Here is an 18786-nt window from a genome sequence, read left to right on the forward strand (position 1 = left end):
ACGAAGAACGAAGGGGGAATTCGGATGATCAAGTGGGCAGGTCGGCTCATCGTGTTCTTCGGAGCCGCGCACACGCTCCTCGCCCTGACGATGGAGGGCGCCGCACGCCACGCAGGCGCGTGGTTCAGCGGGGAGTTGTGGGGGGACGACCTCGGCAGCATGAGCGACGACAGCAGCGCGTACTGGCTGAGTCTGGCGAGCTTCGGCATCCCACTGACCATGGTCGGCCTTACGGTGCTGTGGCTGGACCGCCGGGGCATCGTGCCGCCGCCGTTCATCGCGTGGACGCTGGCGATCTGGACCGTGGTCGGCGCCGCGGTCCTGCTGTTCACGCCCTGGCCGATCATGCTGCTCGCGAGCGTCCTGCTGCTGGTCGGCGCCCGCCGCGCCAACCACCGCGAGAAGTCAGCCGAGATCGGCCGCTGACTCCGGGCAGGCGCCGGAAGGCTGGGCCGCGTGCGGGTGGCGGGTGCGCCACCGGGCGTACGCGGGACTCTCAGCGCAGGTCGCCAGATAGCCGGTGCCGACATCGCGCAGGATCGCCTCGCCGTGCGAGGCGAGCGGTCCGTCGCGGTGCCAGGCAAGAACGTGCCGGTACCACAGGGGGTTTCCGGTCAGCGGGCGGACCGCGGTGCCGGGGACTTCGATGTACGTGGCCTGACAGAGGCTGACGGCCAGTCCCGCCCGGATCAGCTCGACCAGCTGCCTGCCCTCGGCCTCGTACGGAGTGTGGGGCCGACGGTCCGTCAGGGCCGCGACCGATGACCAGTATTCGCCGGTGCGGTCGTGGTCGGGGCGGGGCAAGGCCCAATCCTCGTCGGCGAGTTGGGCCAGGCTCACCTCCTCCCGCGCCGCGAGGGGGTGCCCGGCGGGCAGCAGCGCGAAGACCGGCTCGGTGACCAGTGGGGCGAGCACCACTCCCTCGCGCGGGGGCAGCCGCTGGTCGGGGTGGTCGCCGAGGACGGCCGCCTCCAGCCGGCCCGCGGCCACGTCGTCCAGGAGCGGCGCGGGCGAGTACTGGCAGCGTGAGGTCACCTCGGCGCCGGGGAGCGCCTGACGGACCGCCAGCACGAGCCCGCCCAGAAGCGGGGCGCCCACCGAGCCCAGCCGGACGCGGTCCGCGGCCGTGGCGCGGCGGGCCGCTCGCGCGGTGTCGGCAAGGAGCGCGTCGATGCCGGGGAGGATCGCGCGGGCGCGCTGGACCACCAGGTCGCCGAAGGGTGTGGGCGCCGCCCCCGCCTTCCCGCGGTCGAAGAGCGCCCCGCCCAACATCGCCTCGATGCGCCGTAGTTGGGCACTAAGCCCCGGCTGGGTCATGCCGAGACCGGCGGCGGCGCGGGTGAGGCTGCCTGCCTCGGCGATCGCGTACACCACGCGCAGATGCCGTATCTCCAGATCCATGGCATCTCCCGATCCGCTCCCGATCCGCCGCCGTGCGGCAGCCCGCAGCCCGCAGCCACAGTCCGCCGCGTTCATCCATCCATGGCGCGGATGTTATGGATCGACGACAGCTTTCGGACAGGGGCAGGCCTCCCTCAGAGTTATGTGAAATGTCACACGCCACAAGTGCGGAGGTTCATGAGGCCATGAGGCAGCAGATGAGTCAGTCCAAGATGCAGCCCACGAGGCAGCCCCCTTCCCTGACCCCGGCGCACCGGGCGATCCTCGCCGCCCTTGTCGCCACCCTGCTCCTGACGCTCCTCGGCACCCCGCCCGCCCGCGCGGCCGCGACGGCGGCGGACCCCGCGACGGCAACGGACTCCGCGGCCACATCCGACCCCGCGTCGGTATGCGCCCTGCGCGGCACGACCGGCTGGACCGACGAGGGCCACAACACCGACCGCACCGTCTTCCAGCGCCCCAAGGGGACGAAGAAGGTCGGCATGATCTTCGTGGACTTCCCCGACGCGCCCGCCACCGAGACCCCCGCCACCAGTTCCGCGCAGATCACACCCGGCGCCGACTGGCTGTGGAACGCCTCGTACGGCAAGACCTGGCTGGACATCAGGCAGCACCGGCGCTGGGTGCGGATGCCGCACAAGTCGACGGACTACGGCTTCGAGCGCGGCCTCACCCACGAGACGCACGAGGCGTACATCAAGGACGCCGTGGCCGCGGCCGACCGGGACGTGGATTTCTCCGGTTACGACATGGTGTACGTCGTGGCGACGAAGAACGCGCCCGCGATCTCCTTCACGCCCACGTACGTCTACGAACCCGGCACCGCGGGCGTCGTCGCCGACGGCAGGCGGATCAAGTGGTCGGTGACGTTCGGTCAGGACATGTGGCACTGGGGGCCGAAGCTGGTGGCCCACGAGACCGCCCACACCTTCGGCCTGCCCGACCTCTACGGCTTCGACGGCACCGACGCCCACCGCCACGTCGGCGGCTGGGACGTGATGGGCCTGATCGGGGGCGCGGGACCGCAGTACTTCGCCTGGCACTCCTGGAAGTTGGGCTGGACCACCGACAAGCAGGTGCGCTGCCGGGCCTCGGCGGGCAGCGACACGGTGCGCCTCACCGCCGTCGAGTACGGCGGCGGAACCAAGGTGGCCGTCGTACGCACCGGTCCCACCACCGCGTACGTCGTCGAGTCGAGGCGGCAGGTCCAGGCGGACACGGGCCTCTGCGCGACCGGCGCGCTGGTGTACAAGGTCGACTCGTCCGTCCAGACCGGTGACGGCCCGATCCGGGTCATGGACGCCGAGCCCGCCGTCACCCCCGCCAAGGGCTGCCGCCCGCTGGACGACGCCCCCTACCGGGCCGGTGAGTCCTTCACCGACGCCGCCGCGGGCGTGAGGATCGAGGTCCTGAGTGCCGACGGCTCCGGCGATACGGTCCGCGTCACGAAGTCGTAATCGCAGTTGATCCACCTGGCCAACAGTGCGGTCAGGGCTGGTCGGACTGGCCGGACTGGTCCAAGGCGCGTTCGATCGCGCGGCGGGCCCGGCCCGCGGCCGCCCGGTCGTGCTGGAGCTGCATGGCCGCGTTCAGGGCGAGGCCGGCGGCGACGATCTCGAACAGCGCCTGGTCGATGTCGAATTGGGCGGGCAGCTCGCCGTTCTCCACCGCTGCGCTCAGGTCCGCGCGCAGTTGTTCCCGCCAGCGCGTCCACACCTCGGCCACCGCGTCGCGGACCCGGCCGGGGCGGCCGTCGTACTCGGTGAGCGCCGCGGTCATCAGGCAACCGCCGGGCAGCAGTGGCGCTTCCAGGTAGCCCACGGAGTTGGTGCACACCGCGCGCAGCCGCCGCAGACCCGGCGGCTCGGCCAGCGCGGGCTCGACCACGCGGTGCCAGAAGTCCACGAACGCCTTGTCCAGCGTGGAGATCTGCAGCGTCTCCTTGGTGCCGAAGTGCTTGTGCACCCCGGACTTGCTCATCTCCAGCTCCTCGGCGAGCCGGCCGATGGTGATGCCGTCAAGGCCCTCCTCGGAGGCGATCTCGGCGGCACGGCCGAGGATCCGGCCCCTGGTGGCCTGTGCTTCGGCCGCTGAGCGTCGTGGTGACATGCGACGAGGATAGCGTACGGGCGTTCGCTATTGATTTAGCGAACGCCCGTACGCTAACGTCCGCGGCAACCGACCACCGGGACGAAGGAGTGCGAGATGCGGGTGCGACGACTGGGCTGGGCCGGACTGGAGATCGAGGCGGGAGGCGAGCGGCTGGTGATCGACTACGTACAAGACCTCTCACCGCTGTTCACGGGGTGGAAGCCCGGCGAAGGGCTCGTGGCGCCGAGCGGGAAGGCCACCGCCGCACTGGTCACCCACCTGCACCGGGACCACACCGACGCGTCCGCGCTCGCGGACGCGCTGACGCCGGGGGTCCCGGTGCTGCGACCGGCGCCCGGTCACGGTGACGACGTGGACAACGTGACGACGCTGCCGGCCGAGCGCGAGATCGCCCTCCACCGGCTGGCCGCCGAGGTCGTGGACGCCTGGTCCACCCGCGAGGTCGGGCCGTTCCGCGTCACCGCGGTCCCCGCCGTCGACGGCCTCGGCGACCCGCAGTTGAACTGGGTGGTGCAGGCCGACGGGCAGCGGGTCTTCCACGGCGGCGACACGATGTTCCACGGCTACTGGTGGCTCGTCGCGCGCCGCTTCAGCCCGTTCGACGCGGTGTTCCTGCCCGCCAACGGCGCGGTGGTCGACGCGCCGCACCTGCAGCCGCCGAGCCCGCTGCCCGCCGCGATGGACCCGAGGCAGTCCGCCGCGGCCGCGGAGATCCTCAACGCCCGCTACGCGGTGCCGATGCACTACGACACGGAGCAGCCGGACAAGATCCCGGGCTACGTCGAGGTCTCCGACCCGGAGAAGGAGTTCCGCACGCACGCCGGACGGCGCGCACATGTGCTGGCCGTCGGGGAGTGGCTGGACCTGGCCACATGACCGGAAATCCGGCTCGTTCGTGGGGTGCGCCGACGAGCTTGCCCGGGTCCCGGTCGGGCGGGTGGATCAGCGCAGTCCGGCGAAGAGGTCGTTCTCGGGTACGGGTGCGCCGGTGGTGTCCTGGACGCGTACGAAGGTCTCCATGCCCATCAGTTCGCCGAACCTCTCCTTGCCCATCTTGAGGAAGAAGATGTTCTCGCCCTGACTGGCGTGCGCGGCCAGCGCGTCGAACTTCTGGCCGCTGAACGCGGTGGTGTCGACCCACGTGCTGATCTCGTCGTCGGGGAGCCCGATCTCGGCGAGCGCGGCGGCCTCGGCGGGATCCGGCTCCGGCATGTCCTCGTGGAACTCGCGCATGATCTCCCCGAACCGCTGCATCATCGAGCGGGGCATCGTCGTCCAGTACACCTTCGGTGTCAGCGCGGTCATCTCCAGCGCCGCCATCGTGATGCGGTGGGCCTGGATGTGGTCGGGGTGGCCGTAGAAGCCGTTCTCGTCATAGGTGACGACCACATCGGGCCGGTAGTGCCGCATGAGCTCCGCGAGTCGGGCGGCGCCTTCCTCCACGGGGGTCTGCCAGAAGGACCCGGGGGCGTCGTTGCTCGGCCAGCCGATCATCCCGGAGTCGGCGTAGTCCAGCGTCTCCAGGTCGCTGACCTTCAGGACGTCACAGCTCTCCTGGAGTTCCTGGCGGCGCATCAAGGCGATGGCCGCCGGATCGTGCCCGGGATCGCCCGGCTTGGCGCCCCCCGGTCCGTCACCGCAACCGCCGTCGGTACACGTCACGAGAACCGTGCGGATGCCCTCCGCCGCGTACTGCGCCAGGACCCCTCCGGTTCCGGTGGCCTCGTCGTCGGGGTGGGCGTGCACTGCCATGAGCGTCAAGGGCCGGTCAGTCATGAAACAGTCCTCCTGCGGAAATAGGTATAGGTCTCGCTCGATGCAACGGTGCCGGTGGGACCGGCTGTTCCCGGTGCGCCCGCCCACCCGCCCGCGGGCTCAGGCGAGGGCCGCGGCCAGCAGGGCGAAGGCGGCGATGATGACGGCGACGCGGACGTAGTGGTAACGGTCCCAGCGGTTCATCTGCTCCTTCCAGTCGGCGGGCCGGTTCTCGGGGGTCCACGTCTTGCCCCGGTTGTTGATCGGGACGAGCAGCAGAACCGACATGATCACGCTGACGATAAGCAGGGCGCCCGCGGTGACGACGAGGCCCGTGCCCTGCTGATCCCATCCGGCGATGGCCCAGACCGCGACGAGGACGAGCGAGCCGATGTACCAGACCGGCATCACGGCGCCGAGCATCCGGCCCCCGTGGGCGCGGCCGAGTTGGCCGCTGTCCTCCGGGAGGGCGTTGAGGATCCGGTTGATGACGAAGGCGACGGAGAACTCCACCCCCACCATCAGGCCGACGACCACGGTGGTGAAGACCTCAAGTGCGTTGAGCATGATGCCCCTTCCAGAAATCTAGCGCCGCTAGCTGATGAGGCAACGCTAGTACTGCTGCCGCTCGATTGTCTAGCGGTGCTAGGATTCGAATCATGTCGGTACAGGAACGCAAGCAGCGCGAACGGGCGGAGCGCGAGCGCCTCATCGTGGCGACGGCCCGCGAACTCGCCGAGCAGCAGGGCTGGGACGCGGTCACCACCCGTCGGCTCGCCGAGCGCATCGAGTACAGCCAGCCCGTTCTCTACAGCCACTTCCGCGGCAAGCGCGAGATCATCGGCGCCGTCGCCCTCGGGGGCGCCGCGGAGATGGCCGCGGCGGTGCGGGCCGCGGCCTCCGCCGCGGACGGCCCGCGCGCCCGGGTCACCGCCCTCGCCCGCGCCTACCTCGACTTCGCTGACCGCAACCCGGCGGTCTACGACGCCATGTTCCAGCTCGACGGCGGGCTTGCGTTCGCGCAGGAGGACACCCCGGAGCCCCTGAAGGACGCCTTCGCCGCCCTGCTGGAGAGCCTCAGCGAGGTTGCCGGGGACGGCGTCCACCCGGGGCTGTTCACCGAGGTGTTCTGGGCGGCCCTGCACGGCCTCGCGACCCTGACCCGGTCGGGACGGCTGCCGCCGGGGGACGCCGAGCGGAGGGTGGAGCTGCTGGTGGACCGGCTTGCTGTGGTCTGACGTGGCGTCCGGGCGGGCGGCCGCTAGCGGGTATGGGCGGTGTTGGCCTTCGCGATGCGGTCGGCAAGGATCGCGGACAGGCTGTGGATACGTGTGCTCCGCTGCTCGGTCGGATCGTCCATCTGGTGCGCTATGCCGATGAAGGCGCCTTGACGGAAAATCAGGGAGCGGTTGATGAGCAGTTCTTTCGGGTTGCTCTTGGTGTCCGTGCCGTCCTGGTCGAAGCCCTGGCTCTCCTCGCCCCTGCGCTCAAGCTCCACCTTGATGTGATCGGGGTCGACTTCGTCGATGTCCTGCACGATGTCGACGTACGCCCGGTGGGCGACGGCGGCGTCCGGGAAGGCCATGACGACGAACTCGGCCCTGTTCTGCCCCTTGTCCTCACCCCGGCCGAAGTCCGCCACGCCAACCGCGGTGGCACTCTCCTCACAGACCGGTGCTGCCCGGCAGATGTGGATGCCGGCCGCCGACGCCCTGACTTCGGGTTTCCCGGCCCAGGGGTACTCCTGGGCATCCATGCTGCTTCGCTTCGGAAGGATCTTGCGGACCGTCTCGGTCGTGGGCGGAAGAACAGGGGAGCGGTCCTCGGAGCGCGTCGTGCCGGGTCCTGGCGGTGCCGTGCGCGGAGAGTCGTCGGTGTCGTCGAACAGCCGCACACCTCCATAGACGGCAAGCGCGCCCACCAACACCACCAGGGTGACGCCCACAGCCAGGGACAGCCGCCCGGCACGGGTGTTGTTGATGGTCAGCGGGCCGAGCGGGATCTGGTTGCGCGTCACCTTGTCGCCGGTCATGACCGGGCTGCCGGTGTGCTGCTGTGAGGACGCGTGGAGGAGCACCGCGAGCCGCCCGGCGAACGCGGCGTCGCCCCTGACGCCGCGGCGGACAGAGCTTGCGTAGCCATCGCCGCCTGATCACGTGCGTCCATGCCAGTCCCCCCCACGCCGTCCCAGTCCCGCCATTATCGTCATGCTCGCGACAGCTCGGGCGCATTCAAGGGCCGGGTCCGCCCAATTCCGGAGCAACCCTGCGGGAGTTGGGGTATTTGCGCTGCTCGACGCGGGGAGCTGCGGTCGGGTGCTGGTCAACCCAGAAATGTCAGTGCCGTCTCCTACTATCCGCACCATGCGTAGATTCTTCATGGTGGGTGGTCGGAGACTGTCGTACGTCGACTTCGGGGGTCCCGGTAGGCCGCTCCTTGCCCTGCACGGGCACTACAACGAAGCGTTGACGTTTGCTCCGTTGGCTGCGGCGCTGGCTCCACAGTGGAGAGTGATCGCGCTCGATCAGCGTGGGCATGGGGAGTCCGACCGTGCTCACAGCTATGAGCGGGACGAGTACGTGGCCGATGTGGCCGCCTTTCACCGGCACCTGGAAGTCGGCCCGGTGGCGGTGCTGGGCCATTCGCTGGGCGGGGTGAACGCCTACCAGTTCGCGGCCCGGCACGCGGACAAGGTCAGTGCGCTGATCGTCGAGGACATCGGGGCGGTCGTGGACTGCGACTGGTCGTTCACCACACGTCTTCCCGGCGTCGCGCCGTCACGGGAGGCGCTGGTCGCGGCCCTGGGCGCGGCGGCGCCCTATCTGGAGTGTTCCTTCCGTGAGACGGATCAAGGCTGGGGGTTCTCCTTCGGCATCGCTGACACCGTGGCGTCCCAGAAGGCACTCTGCGGTGATCACTGGGACGACTGGATATCGGTGACCTGCCCCACGCTGCTGGTCCACGGAACCCACAGCGACGAACTGGCGGTCGGTCACGCCAAAGACATGGCCACCCGCCGGGCCGGCCGCATCCGCCGTGTCGAGCTGCCCGCCGGTCACGTCGTGCACCACGACGTTCCAGCCGACTTCGCCGATGCGGTCACTGCTTTCCTCCCCGGGCCGCGCTGACACGGGGAGCTGCTGCCAACTTGAAGCCGTAGGTCACAGGCCTGGTGTGACGGTTGAGGCCCGGTCACGCGATCAGGCGTAGCCAGGCCGCTGCGAGTGCGGCGTGACCGGCGGGCGTCGGGTGTACGCCGTCCGCGGCCCAGTGCTCCGGCCCGGTCGTCGCAGTGAGTGTGGCGAACATGTCGTCGGCGTCGAGCAGATGCGCGTCGTACTTGCGGGCGAGCTTGCGCACGGTCTGGATCTTGGGGTCCAGCGTGTGCCAGCCCATGTCGTTGACCCCGACGAGGATCGACACCACGTCCGGGCGTACGTCGAGTACGTCTGTCTGCCAGCGGGCTTCGAGGTCCATCACCTTGCGGCCGCCAACTCCGGTGTTCAGCCAGGTCACGGGGCGGTCCGGGTGCCGGAGCCCCCACTCGCCCGCGACTCGCAGCGGGTAGCCGAACCCGAGGCCGTCCTCGCTCTCCAGCCGCTGGCAGTCGGTGATCGAATCGCCGGTGAACATCACGGTGCTTCCCGGTCGGACAGCGATCGTCATGTGCGCTCCTTGAGCTCGGCTGAGGAGAGGACAGCGGAAACCCGCAGTCGGACGGGCGCCCGCGGCAGGACCTCTCGAAAGGTGCCAGGCCCCACCGACATCAGATCGACAACCCCGATACGACGCCGACAACTACGGCTCCGACGCCCGTTCACCCCTGGTCAAAGCACCGGGGCGGCTCAACCAATCGAGAAAGTAGCACCTGGGGCGGCATAGTCGACGGGGCCGTCGAACCGGGTCGAGGCACGGGTCACTGCCTGCTGTGGTGTGAGGGAGCGGCCCACATGCGTGACGATCAACCGGCCTGCGCGTGCCGCGTCGGCCGTGTCGCCGGCGTCTTCGGGTGTGTGGTGGACCTGTTCGCCCTCGGTCGGCGGCTGTGCGCTGTCGGCCTCGCACAGCAGTAGGTCGCACCCCTCGGCCAGACTTGTGAGGGCGGCGCATGGCGCCGTGTCCCCGGAATAGACCAACGACCTGTCCGCGGCCTCGATGCGCAGGGCGAAGGCCGGGATGCCGTGCGCCACCGCCCGGCTGGTCAGCGTGAGTGCTCCGACGCGCACTTGATGCCCGTCGTGCAGTTCATGAACGTCGAAGGCCGATTCGATCGGGCTGCGGCTCGACGTGTTGGTGAGGAAATGAGCCAGCCGGTCAGCGATGCCCTGCGGTCCGTACAAGGGAATTGGCGCGGCGAGGCGCATGTCCGCGAAGAGCGCGCCGTAGTAGGCGGTCAGCAGGTCCGCGCTGTGATCAGCGTGCAGGTGCGAGATCCAGATCGCGTCCAGTTCGTCCAACCGGACGTGCCGTTGCAGCTCCGCCAGCGTTCCGGTGCCCGCATCCACCCACACCCGAGTGTCGCCGTTGGACACCAGGTAGCCGGAGCACGGATTGTCCACGCTCGGGTAGGGCGTCGCGCTACCCAGAACGGTGAGACGGAGATCGCTGGTCATCCGGGGAGTCTAAGCGGACCTGGTGACGTTGGTTGCGGCTTGGGCAGGTGTCCTGTGGGAGGGCACCATGCCGAAGGTCCTCCGCGTCGAGCTGACTGCTGATCAGTGCCGTGACCTGCATGTACTGCTGGCGCGGCGGGACTTGACGCGCTATACCCGGCAACGCCTGGAGCGTCCGGCTACTGGATCGCGCCGCGCCGGCCGAGCTGCTGGACGCTTCCGCGGAGGAAGGAATCACCTGGACCGTCCCCGCGCTGCGCGACTGGCTACGCAAGCAGCGCGAGGGGGTGTCGATCACGCGCTACGGGGGAGGGGGGCGGCGGGCGCGCCGGGTCGCGGCCAGCCCGACGGTCCCGGCGAGGAGGCCGAGCCCGATGCACAGCGGCGAGTACAGGGCGGAGTTCCACGTCTGGAACTCGCTGGTGGCGCCCGAGTTCATGGAGTAACCGCCCAGGCCGCGCAGGAACATGACGCCGGACAGGCCGTAGATGCCGAAGCGGCGCAGCCACTCCGGGCCGATCCCGGGGATGTTCTCGTTGACCATGAGAGTGAGTACGGCGCCGCCGACGAGCGCCGTGCCCACCAGTGCGGTGGGCACGGCGGACGGTGTCTCGTTGCTCTCCACGCCGCCGATGACCCTGTAGAACGTCTCCACGTCCGGCAGTGGCCAGGGGGTGAATATCCAGACGAAGTGAAGGCAGCCGATTCCTCCTAGGGCGGTCGCCAGTGTTGCGGGAACCACGGTCCTGACCATCTGCCTGCCTTCGCTCGCGGGGATCATGATTGAGGGCTGGTGCCCTCGGGGAGCAGAAGCGCGCGGTCGCGCCACGCGCGCTCCCACTGGCGGGTCGGCGCCGGATGGACGATCAGGTGGCGCAACGGTGCGATGAAGGCCATGTGCAGCTGTCCGAACCGGCCGTTGGGCTTGACCAGGACCGCCATGCGCAGTTCGTGATCGCCGGTGGTGCGGGGAAGTTTCATGGCTGCTGCCGCCCTTCCTGTCTCGGGACGCTGTCTGCCGTCCCCGTTATACGCTTGCGTACAATAGGAGGCTAGGGCGAATGTACGGTTGCGTATATCCGGCGTGCAAGTGAGGTGGGGCACATCGCGGGCCCTGCTGGGCGGCTTGGGTGAAGTTGTTTGCCGATCCTCGTACTTCGCCTGCCGCCAGACCCGCTCGATGTCGTTCAACTCCGGGCTGTGTGGCGACAGGTGGAGCAGTTCGGCTCCGATCTTCGCCAGTTGACGGCGGCGGCCCTTGAGCGCGTTGGCCGTGTGGGCCGAGGCGTTGTCCGTGACGGCCGTACACGGCTTGTGCTGCTCCCGGACGGGCGTGATGTCGACGCTGAGGCCGTCGGCGGCCTGGGTGAAGGTGCGCCCAAGTCCCGTACTGGCGTCGATGATGAGCCACTCCTGCTGCTGCAATGCTCCTCCGGAGAAGACTCGCAAGGGTTGGGTGCGTGGCGGCCCGGTGGGCAGGCCGGCCTCCTTGGCGTGCAGGGTGTTGCCGGTGCGCAGCTACGAAGCGCTGTCGTTGTACAGTTCGTCGCTCACCAGTGCGGCTTCGGCCAGCCTGAGCTCGGGTTGGGTGGAAACCAGCCACATGACTGGCGAAATGACCGATTCCGCCCCTCCTTCCGGCTTGTGGCTGTTCGCCCGTACACGAGACGCTTCCCAGCACGCCTGCTCATGCGCAGCGCGTACAGGGCGGCGTCACTGGTGGACTCACCGGTGGACACCGGCCATCACCAGTCGTTTCCAGGGGAGGGAACGCAGTACATGGAAATGCAACACATCAGAGGACGGCGTCGCGCGGGGGTCGTCGCGGCCGTCGCCACGGTGGGCCTGCTGGCCGCCGTGACTCCGGCTTCGCACGCCGCACCGGGCTCCGGGGGCGGGGACCGCAGTGACACAGGAACGTACATAGTCACGCTCGAGCCGGGCACGAAGTCCACGTCCGGCGTGGGTAAGAACGTGGCCGAGAAGTACGACGCGCGCATCAAGTACACGTACAGCGCGGCGCTCAACGGCTATGCCGTGCGGGCCACCGCCGACGAGGCGCGCCGGCTCGCGGCCGACCCGTCGGTCGCCAATGTCGTCGCGGACCGCAAGATCCACGTGGACCTGGGGGCGCGGGCCGCGGCGCGGCAGCCGAACCCGCCGTCGTGGGGCCTGGACCGCATCGATCAGAAGAGCCTGCCGCTCGACAAGTCGTACACCTCGCCGCGGTCGCAGGGCTCGGGCGCCACCGTCTACGTCCTCGACACCGGCGTGCGCACCTCGCACAAGGACTTCGGCGGACGGGCCCGTTCCGGCTGGGACTTCATCGAGAACGATTCCGTCGCCCAGGACGCCCACGGACACGGCACGCACGTGGCCGGGTCCGTCGCGGGCACGAAGTACGGCGTCGCCAAGAAGGCGAAGATCGTGGCCGTGCGCGTGCTCGACGAGGAGGGCGGTGGCTACCTCGCCGGGATCATCGCGGGCGTCGACTGGGTGACCAGGAACGCGCGCAAGCCCGCCGTCGCCAACATGAGCCTGGGCAGTCCGGCCTTCGCTCCGCTGGACACGGCGGTGCGCAAGTCCATCGCGTCCGGCGTCACGTACGCGGTGGCGGCGGGCAACGAGAGCGAGCCCGCGACGAACTCCTCGCCCGCCCGCGTCAAGGAGGCCCTGACGGTCGGGGCGTCCGACCGGCGCGACAAGCGTCCCTCGTTCTCCAACTACGGCTCGCGCCTGGACCTGTTCGCCCCGGGCGTGTCGATCACGTCCGCGTCCAACACGAGCAACACGGCCACGGCGACGCACTCCGGTACGTCGATGGCGGCGCCGCACGTCGCCGGGGCGGCGGCGCTCTACCTCGCCGACCACCGCACGGCCAAGCCCGCGAAGGTCGCCAAGTGGCTCACCGACCGCTCGGCAAAGAACAAGCTGTCGGGCATCGGCACGGGTTCGCCGAACAGACTGCTCCAAGTCAAGTAGCCCGAACCGGCACAGCGGCCCCCGGCAGGAATCCTCAGCCCCTGCCGGGGGTCGTGCAGGTGCCCTGGACCCCAAGGGGTCCAGGGCACCTGCTCGTTCACGCTCCTTCGGGGAAGTGGCAGGCCGTCTCCTGGGCCTCGCCCGGGGTGGTGATCCGTAGGAGTGGGGCCTCGGAGCGGCAGATGGGCTGGGCCTTGGGGCAGCGGGGATGGAAGGTGCAGCCGGGTGGGGGAGCGGCCGGGCTCGGGGGGTCGCCGAGGAGGGTGATGCGTTCGCGGGTGCGCTCGGCCGCGGGGTCGGGCAGCGGTACGGCGGACAGCAGGGCGCGGGTGTAGGGGTGGGCCGGGGCGGCGTACACCCGTTCCTTGTCGCCGATTTCCACGATGCGGCCCAGGTACATGACGGCCACCCGGTCGCAGACCCGCTTGACCACGGACAGGTCGTGGGCGATGAAGAGGTAGGCGAGACCGAGCTCTTGCTGGAGCCGTTCCATGAGGTTGACGATCTGGGCCTGTACGGAGACGTCGAGGGCGGAGACCGGTTCGTCGGCCACCACCAGGCGGGGGCTTGTCGCCAGTGAGCGGGCGATGCCGATGCGCTGGGCCTGGCCGCCGGAGAACTCGTGCGGATAGCGGTCGATGTGCTCGGGGATCAGCCCGACCAGGTCCATCAGCTCCACCGCGCGCTTGCGGGCCTGTGCCGCCGAACTGCCCTGCACCAGAAGGGGGTCGGAGATGATCCGGGCCACCGTCTGGCGCGGGTTGAGGGAGGAGTGCGGGTCCTGGAAGACCATCTGCAGGTCCTTGCGCAGCGGTTTGAGCGTGCGCTGGGACAGATGGCTGATGTCGCGCCCGGCGTAGGTGATCGAGCCGGTGGTGGGTTCGATGAGCCGGACGATGAGGCGGCCCGTGGTCGACTTGCCGCAGCCGGACTCGCCGACCAGGCCCAGCGTCTCCCCGGCCGCGACGTCGAAGCTGATGCCGTCGACGGCCCGGACCGGCGCCGAGCGCGCCCGCTTGCCGGGGAAGGCCATCGTCAAGTCACGTATGGAGAGCAGCGGTTCAGCGGATGTGGTCATGAGGCGACGCCTTCGTACGCGGGGAGGTGGCAGGCGACAGGGTGGTCGGCGGGTCCGCCGAACGACGGACGTTCGCTCTCGCAGCGGGACCGCTCATGGCCGGTGGCCGTCGCGAGGCGCGGGCAGCGGGGCGCGAAGGCGCAGCCGGGGGCGGGGGTGAGCAGGGACGGAGGGCTGCCGGGGATGGCCCGCAGTGGCTCGTCGTCGGGGTCGTCCAGGCGGGGGAGGGAGTCGAGCAGGCCCCGGGTGTATGGATGGGAGGGGTCGGCGAACAGCGGGTCCACCGGGGCCTGTTCGGCCGCCCGGCCGCCGTACATCACCAGTACGTCGTGTGCGATGCGGGCGACCACCCCGAGGTCGTGCGTGATCATGACGACGGCCAGGCCCCGGTCCTGCTGGAGCGCGGCGATCAGCTCCAGGATCTGCGCCTGGACGGTGACGTCGAGCGCGGTGGTCGGCTCGTCGGCGATGAGCAGTTCCGGCTCGCAGGCGAGCGCCATGGCGATCATCACGCGCTGGCGCATGCCGCCGGAGAACTGGTGCGGGTACTCGCCGGAGCGGCGGCGCGGCTCGGGGATGCCCACCTCGGCGAGGGCCTCGATGGCCCGCTCGCGGGCGGCCTTGCGGCCGGAGCGCAGGTGCACCCGGTGGTGTTCGGCGATCTGCTCGCCCACGGTGTAGTACGGGTGCAGGCTGGAGAGCGGGTCCTGGAAGATCATGGCCATCTTCCGGCCACGCAGCCGGTTCATCTCGCGCTCCGGCAGGCCGACGAGTTCCTGCCCGCCGAGCCGTACGGAGCCGGTGATCTCGGCCTGCGTGTGCAGGCCCATCACCGCCATCGACGTGACGGACTTGCCGGAGCCGGACTCACCGACGATGCCGAGGGTCTGCCCGCGGCGCACCTCGAAGCCGAGGGAGTCCACGGCCCGGACGGGGCCGCGCTGGGTGGGGAAGGTGACGTTCAGGTCCGTCACGGACAGCAGGGGCGCGGAGTCCCGCTCCACGGGGCCGGCCGGCACGGGACCGGTCTTCACACGGTCGGCCATCAGTACCTCACTCGCGGGTCGACGACGGCGTACAGCAGGTCGACGGCCAGGTTGGCGACGACGATGAAGGTGGCGGCAAGGAGCGTGACGCCGAGGATCACCGGCTGGTCGCCGCTGGACAGCGCGCCGTAGAAGAGCCGTCCGATGCCGGGGAGTCCGAAGATGGACTCGGTGATGACCGCACCGGCGAGGAGACCGCCGAGGTCCATGCCGAAGATGGTCAGGATCGGGGTCATCCCGGCGCGAAGGCCGTGCTTGACGACGACGGTGCGGCGCGGCAGGCCCTTGGCGCGGGCGGTGCGGATGTACGGCTCCGCCATCGTCTCGATCATCGAACTGCGGCTCTGCCGCGCGTACATGGCCGCGTACAGAATGGCAAGCGCCACCCAGGGAAGCAGCAGGTTCGACGCCCAGTCCGCCGGGTTGTCGCCGAACGGCACATAGCTCGGGTAGGGCAGCAGTCCTGCCGTGCGGATCAGCCCGTAGATGAGCATCATGGACGTGAAGTAGACCGGCAGCGAGGCGGCGGCGACGGCGCCGACCATCAGCACCTTGTCGGTGAGGGTGTCCTTGCGCAGGGCAGCGGCGACGCCCGCGGACAGGCCGAGGGCCAGCCACAGGACGGCGGCGCCGAGCGCCAGCGAGGCGGAGACCGGGAGGCGGTCCATCAGCAGGTCCCAGACGGACTCGCTGTTCTCGTAGGAGTAGCCCAGGCACGGGAAGTCGCAGTGCAGTTCGTACTGGCCCGTGCCCAGGGTGCGGCCGGTGAAGATCCCGGTGACGAAGTCCATGAACTGGCGCCACAGCGGCTCGTCGAGCCCCATGTGCTCGCGGATCGCCGCAAGCCGCTCGGTGCTGCACGACTTGCCGCAGGCCGCGGCCGCCGGGTCGGAGGGAAGGACGTAGAAGATGGTGAAGGTGACGGCGGCGATGGCGATCAGCACGCCGATCACGCCGAGCAGGCGGCGCCCGATGTAGAGGATCATGTGCGGCTTCCCCTCGGATCGAGGACGTCCCGCAGTGCGTCGCCGAGCAGGGTGAACGCGAGCACGGTGAGGAAGAGGCAGGTGCTCGGGATGACGAAGTACATGGGGTCGGTGTCGTAGAAGTTGACGCTCTCGGCGATCATCTGGCCCCAGGAGGGAGTGGGCGGGCGGACGCCGACGCCCAGATAGCTCAGCGCCGCCTCGGTGGCGATCATCCCGGGGATGATCAGGGTGGTGTACGCGATGACGGGCCCGGCGACGCCGGGGAGGATGTCGCGGGTGAGGATCCGCCAGGGTCCTGAGCCGCCCACGCGCGCCGCGTCGACGTACTCGCGATGGCGCAGCGAGAGCGTCTGGCCGCGCACCACGCGGGCGATGCCGGGCCAGCCGAACAGGCCGATCACCGCGATCATCAGCACGATCCGGTTGACGTCCCGCGCCACCGACATCATCGCGATCATGAAGATGAGCGACGGGAAGGACATGGTGAGGTCCATCAGGCGGGACAGGACCGCGTCGGTGCGGCCGCCGAAGTAACCGGCGGCGATTCCGGCGGCCGTGCCGGTGATGACGACGATCGCGGTGGCGGCGACGGCGATGAGCAGGGAGACCTGCGCGCCGTGCACGACGCGGGCGAACAGGTCGCGGCCGGTGACGGGTTCGACGCCGAGCCAGTGCTCGGCGGAGATCCCGCCGAGCGGGCCGATCGGCTGCCCGCCCACGTAGGGGTCGACGGCGCTCTTGTCGAACTCCTCGGGCGACCAGCCGCCCAGGCTGCTCAGCAGCGGGGCGGCCACCGCCATGACCGCGAAGAGCGCGATCACGACGAGGGAGATCTTGACGGAGGTGCGCCGGCGCAGCTCCCGGCCTGCGAGCCGCCAGGGGCCGCTGCCGGGCGGGGCCGCGGTGGCGGCCTCAGCGGCGGCTTCAGTGGTCAGGGATGTGGTGGCCATGGTGCGGGTGCTCCTCAACCCTCGCTCTTGGAGGGGTCCTTGAGGCCGACCGAGGCGTAGTCGAGCTGTCCGCCGAAGGAGGTCTGCCCGTACGCGCCCGCGATGTTCGTGCCCACCACAAGCGGCCAGCGGCGCACCAGGACGGGGACGGCGGGGGCCTTGGCGAGGATCGTGCCGTCCAACTGCTGCCAGGCCCGGCCGGCCTTCACCGGGTCGGTCATGTTGGCGATCTCGTCCATCCGCTTGTTGGTCGCCTTGTCGCGGAAGAGCGAGTGGTTGCCGGTGTTGCCCTTCTCCTTGATGTGGCGGCCGTCGAAGACGAACGGCAGGAAGGTGGATCCGGACGGGTAGTCGGGGCACCAGCCGGTGTAGACCATGTCGGTGCGGTTGGTCGTGTCGCCGATGGTGGTGTAGAACGCGGCCGGGTCGACCGTCTCGATGGTGACCTTGATGCCGGCCTTGCCGAGCGCCTGCTGGATCGCCTCGGCCCGCCCCTTGTCGCCGTTGGAGACCGTCATCTTCGTGGTGAAGCCGCCCGGCTTGCCCGCCTGCTTCAGCAGTTCCTTGGCCTTGTCCACGTCGCCGGTCGCGGGGATCTTCAGGGTGTCGGGCTGCTTGCCGTCGAAGAGGGTGGCGGGCATGTAGGCCGAGGAGGCCTCGTTGAAGGCGGGCCCGCCGGAGGAGTTGACGACGACCTCCTTGTCGAGGGCGTACTGCACTGCCTGACGGACCTTCACGTCGTTGAAGGGGGCGCGTCCGGTGTGCATCTGCACCATGTCGGTGCAGTTGGTCGACTCGGCGAGCAGCCGCTTGCGCACGTCGGCCTTGGGCAGCACCTTGACCCCGCTCTCGGGCCGCAGCGCGTACCACGGGACGGCGGAGGAGTCCGCGCCCTGGCTCGCGATCATGCGGTCGTCGACCTGGTTGGGCCTGAGCCCCATGGTCATGACCAGCTTGTCCGGGTAGGCCTTGCGGACGGCGTCGGTCCTGGGGTCCCAGTGGGGGTTGCGGACCAGGATCAGCTTCTTGTTGCGCTGGTACGTGTCGATCTTGTACGGCCCTGAGGAGAACGGGCGGCTGTCGTACTTGGGGCCGGTGTCCTTGCTCTTGGGCACCGGCGCGAAGGTGGGCATCACCGTGGCGTTGGCGAACTCGGCGAAGGGCTTGCGCAGTTCGAAGACGATCGTGTGGTCGTCGGGCGTCTTGATGGAGTCGAGGTGCTCGCCGTTGGCCGGGCCCTTGTAGCCCTCGGCGCCCTTTAGGTAGCGGGCCGCGTAGTCGGCGCCGCCGTACAGGTCCGGGGAGAAGGACCGCTCCACGTTGTACTTGACGTCCTGGGCCCGCACCGGGGTCCCGTCCTCGTACTTGACGCCCTTCTTGAGGTGGAAGGTCCAGGTCCTGGCGCCGTCGGACGGGGTGCCGAGGTCGGTGGCGAGGTCGGGGACCAGGTCGCCGCCCTCGGCTCCGGGAGCCGCCTTGTACGTCACCAGGGTGCGGTAGAGCAGCCGGGTGCCGAACTCCATGTCGCTCATGGTCCAGTTGCGGGCCGGGTCGAGGTGGGTGAAGTCCTGGTGGGACAGGACCGTGAGGGTGCCGCCCTTCTTCGGGGTGCCCCCGATCACCGCGCCGACGTTGGCGGTTGCCGGGTTCTTGCCGTTCTTGCCGCCGGTGGACCGCTTGTTGCCGGAGCAGCCGGTCGCGCCGAGAGTGAGGGCCGCCGCCACGGCGATGGCGAGGACGGTGTTGGTGCGCTTGTTCATCAGGGGTCACTCCGTGAACAGTCGGACAGCCGAGAGGGGCTGGAATGTGACCGGTAACATAGTAATGTGAAATGGTACTGGCAAGATCCTGCTCACTTCT

General features: G+C 69.7%; 20 protein-coding genes. 6 read left to right on the forward strand and 14 right to left on the reverse strand.

Translation table 11 applies throughout. The features are described 5' to 3' along the window. The first annotated feature begins 24 nt into the window (after nt 1-24). Nucleotides 25-426 (forward strand): DUF6463 family protein, encoded by a 402-nt coding sequence (locus tag IEY91_RS31420; protein ID WP_189176565.1) that lies wholly within the window; start codon nt 25-27, stop codon nt 424-426. On the opposite strand, the gene IEY91_RS31425 is transcribed toward IEY91_RS31420, so the two are convergent. Beyond that, nucleotides 406-1401 (reverse strand): LysR family transcriptional regulator, encoded by a 996-nt coding sequence (locus IEY91_RS31425; RefSeq protein ID WP_189176566.1) that lies wholly within the window; start codon nt 1399-1401, stop codon nt 406-408. The two genes, IEY91_RS31420 and IEY91_RS31425, sit on opposite strands and share 21 nt — an antisense overlap. 197 nt (nt 1402-1598) lie before the next feature. Here IEY91_RS31425 and IEY91_RS31430 point away from each other — a divergent pair, with 197 nt between their 5' ends. Further along, entirely contained in the window at nt 1599-2858 is a 1260-nt protein-coding gene (locus IEY91_RS31430; RefSeq protein WP_229697337.1) for a M6 family metalloprotease domain-containing protein, read from the forward strand. 31 nt (nt 2859-2889) lie between these two features. Here the strand turns inward: IEY91_RS31430 and IEY91_RS31435 are convergent, their stop codons facing one another. Beyond that, nucleotides 2890-3510, reverse strand: coding sequence for a TetR/AcrR family transcriptional regulator (locus IEY91_RS31435; RefSeq protein WP_189176567.1), 621 nt, complete (start codon nt 3508-3510; stop codon nt 2890-2892). Between the two features lie 96 nt (nt 3511-3606). On the opposite strand from IEY91_RS31435, the gene IEY91_RS31440 reads away from it, so the two are divergent. After that, nucleotides 3607-4389, forward strand: a complete 783-nt coding sequence (locus IEY91_RS31440; RefSeq protein WP_189176568.1) for an MBL fold metallo-hydrolase — start codon at nt 3607-3609, stop codon at nt 4387-4389. Nucleotides 4390-4455: 66 nt separating this feature from the next. Here the strand turns inward: IEY91_RS31440 and IEY91_RS31445 are convergent, their stop codons facing one another. Both IEY91_RS31445 and IEY91_RS31450 read right to left on the reverse strand, forming a co-directional pair. Next, nucleotides 4456-5289, reverse strand: coding sequence for a PIG-L family deacetylase (locus IEY91_RS31445; protein ID WP_189176569.1), 834 nt, complete (start codon nt 5287-5289; stop codon nt 4456-4458). A gap of 99 nt (nt 5290-5388) precedes the next feature. Then, complete coding sequence (locus tag IEY91_RS31450; protein ID WP_164327491.1) at nt 5389-5835, reverse strand: anthrone oxygenase family protein; 447 nt, start codon at nt 5833-5835, stop codon at nt 5389-5391. 92 nt (nt 5836-5927) lie between these two features. Here IEY91_RS31450 and IEY91_RS31455 point away from each other — a divergent pair, with 92 nt between their 5' ends. Beyond that, entirely contained in the window at nt 5928-6506 is a 579-nt protein-coding gene (locus IEY91_RS31455; protein ID WP_189176570.1) for a TetR/AcrR family transcriptional regulator, read from the forward strand. Nucleotides 6507-6529: 23 nt separating this feature from the next. Here IEY91_RS31455 and IEY91_RS31460 read toward each other — a convergent pair whose 3' ends face one another. Next, entirely contained in the window at nt 6530-7300 is a 771-nt protein-coding gene (locus IEY91_RS31460; RefSeq protein ID WP_189176571.1) for a hypothetical protein, read from the reverse strand. Nucleotides 7301-7646: 346 nt separating this feature from the next. Here IEY91_RS31460 and IEY91_RS31465 point away from each other — a divergent pair, with 346 nt between their 5' ends. Next, nucleotides 7647-8396 carry an alpha/beta fold hydrolase gene (locus tag IEY91_RS31465; protein ID WP_306309932.1) on the forward strand — a complete coding sequence of 250 codons (750 nt, stop codon included), beginning with the start codon at nt 7647-7649 and terminating at the stop codon, nt 8394-8396. A gap of 64 nt (nt 8397-8460) precedes the next feature. Here IEY91_RS31465 and IEY91_RS31470 read toward each other — a convergent pair whose 3' ends face one another. The 4 genes from IEY91_RS31470 to IEY91_RS31485 all read right to left on the reverse strand — a co-directional run bounded on the left by IEY91_RS31470 (nt 8461) and on the right by IEY91_RS31485 (nt 11306). Further along, nucleotides 8461-8934, reverse strand: coding sequence for an SGNH/GDSL hydrolase family protein (locus tag IEY91_RS31470; protein ID WP_189176572.1), 474 nt, complete (start codon nt 8932-8934; stop codon nt 8461-8463). 179 nt (nt 8935-9113) lie between these two features. Beyond that, the gene (locus tag IEY91_RS31475) at nt 9114-9881 is read right to left on the reverse strand and encodes an MBL fold metallo-hydrolase (RefSeq protein ID WP_189176573.1); all 768 of its coding nucleotides are present in this window, start codon (nt 9879-9881) and stop codon (nt 9114-9116) included. A gap of 301 nt (nt 9882-10182) precedes the next feature. Continuing rightward, entirely contained in the window at nt 10183-10662 is a 480-nt protein-coding gene (locus tag IEY91_RS31480) for a DUF3995 domain-containing protein (protein ID WP_229697338.1), read from the reverse strand. After that, on the reverse strand, nt 10659-11306 hold the full coding sequence (locus tag IEY91_RS31485; RefSeq protein WP_189176574.1) for a DUF2867 domain-containing protein: 648 nt from the start codon (nt 11304-11306) through the stop codon (nt 10659-10661). The genes IEY91_RS31480 and IEY91_RS31485 overlap by 4 nt, the downstream gene beginning before the upstream one ends. 354 nt (nt 11307-11660) lie before the next feature. Between IEY91_RS31485 and IEY91_RS31490 the strand changes: the two genes are divergently transcribed. Further along, a complete protein-coding gene (locus IEY91_RS31490; RefSeq protein WP_229697339.1) occupies nt 11661-12863 on the forward strand; it encodes a S8 family peptidase in 1203 nt (400 codons plus the stop codon). Between the two features lie 97 nt (nt 12864-12960). Here IEY91_RS31490 and IEY91_RS31495 read toward each other — a convergent pair whose 3' ends face one another. Genes IEY91_RS31495 through IEY91_RS31515 form a run of 5 tightly spaced genes read right to left on the reverse strand, consistent with a single transcriptional unit; the run spans nt 12961 to nt 18686 of the window. Next, nucleotides 12961-13941, reverse strand: coding sequence for an ABC transporter ATP-binding protein (locus tag IEY91_RS31495; protein WP_189176575.1), 981 nt, complete (start codon nt 13939-13941; stop codon nt 12961-12963). Beyond that, a complete protein-coding gene (locus tag IEY91_RS31500; RefSeq protein ID WP_189176576.1) occupies nt 13938-14987 on the reverse strand; it encodes an ABC transporter ATP-binding protein in 1050 nt (349 codons plus the stop codon). Before IEY91_RS31500 ends, IEY91_RS31495 begins: the two co-directional genes overlap by 4 nt. Beyond that, nucleotides 14987-15973 (reverse strand): ABC transporter permease, encoded by a 987-nt coding sequence (locus tag IEY91_RS31505; protein ID WP_189176577.1) that lies wholly within the window; start codon nt 15971-15973, stop codon nt 14987-14989. Before IEY91_RS31505 ends, IEY91_RS31500 begins: the two co-directional genes overlap by 1 nt. Further along, nucleotides 15970-16926 (reverse strand): ABC transporter permease, encoded by a 957-nt coding sequence (locus IEY91_RS31510; RefSeq protein ID WP_164327501.1) that lies wholly within the window; start codon nt 16924-16926, stop codon nt 15970-15972. The genes IEY91_RS31505 and IEY91_RS31510 overlap by 4 nt, the downstream gene beginning before the upstream one ends. 14 nt (nt 16927-16940) lie before the next feature. Further along, entirely contained in the window at nt 16941-18686 is a 1746-nt protein-coding gene (locus tag IEY91_RS31515) for an ABC transporter substrate-binding protein (RefSeq protein ID WP_189176578.1), read from the reverse strand. Nucleotides 18687-18786 lie beyond the last annotated feature (100 nt).

Origin of the sequence: Streptomyces lasiicapitis (assembly GCF_014646335.1) — a bacterium.
In the GTDB taxonomy this organism is placed as follows: domain Bacteria; phylum Actinomycetota; class Actinomycetes; order Streptomycetales; family Streptomycetaceae; genus Streptomyces; species Streptomyces lasiicapitis.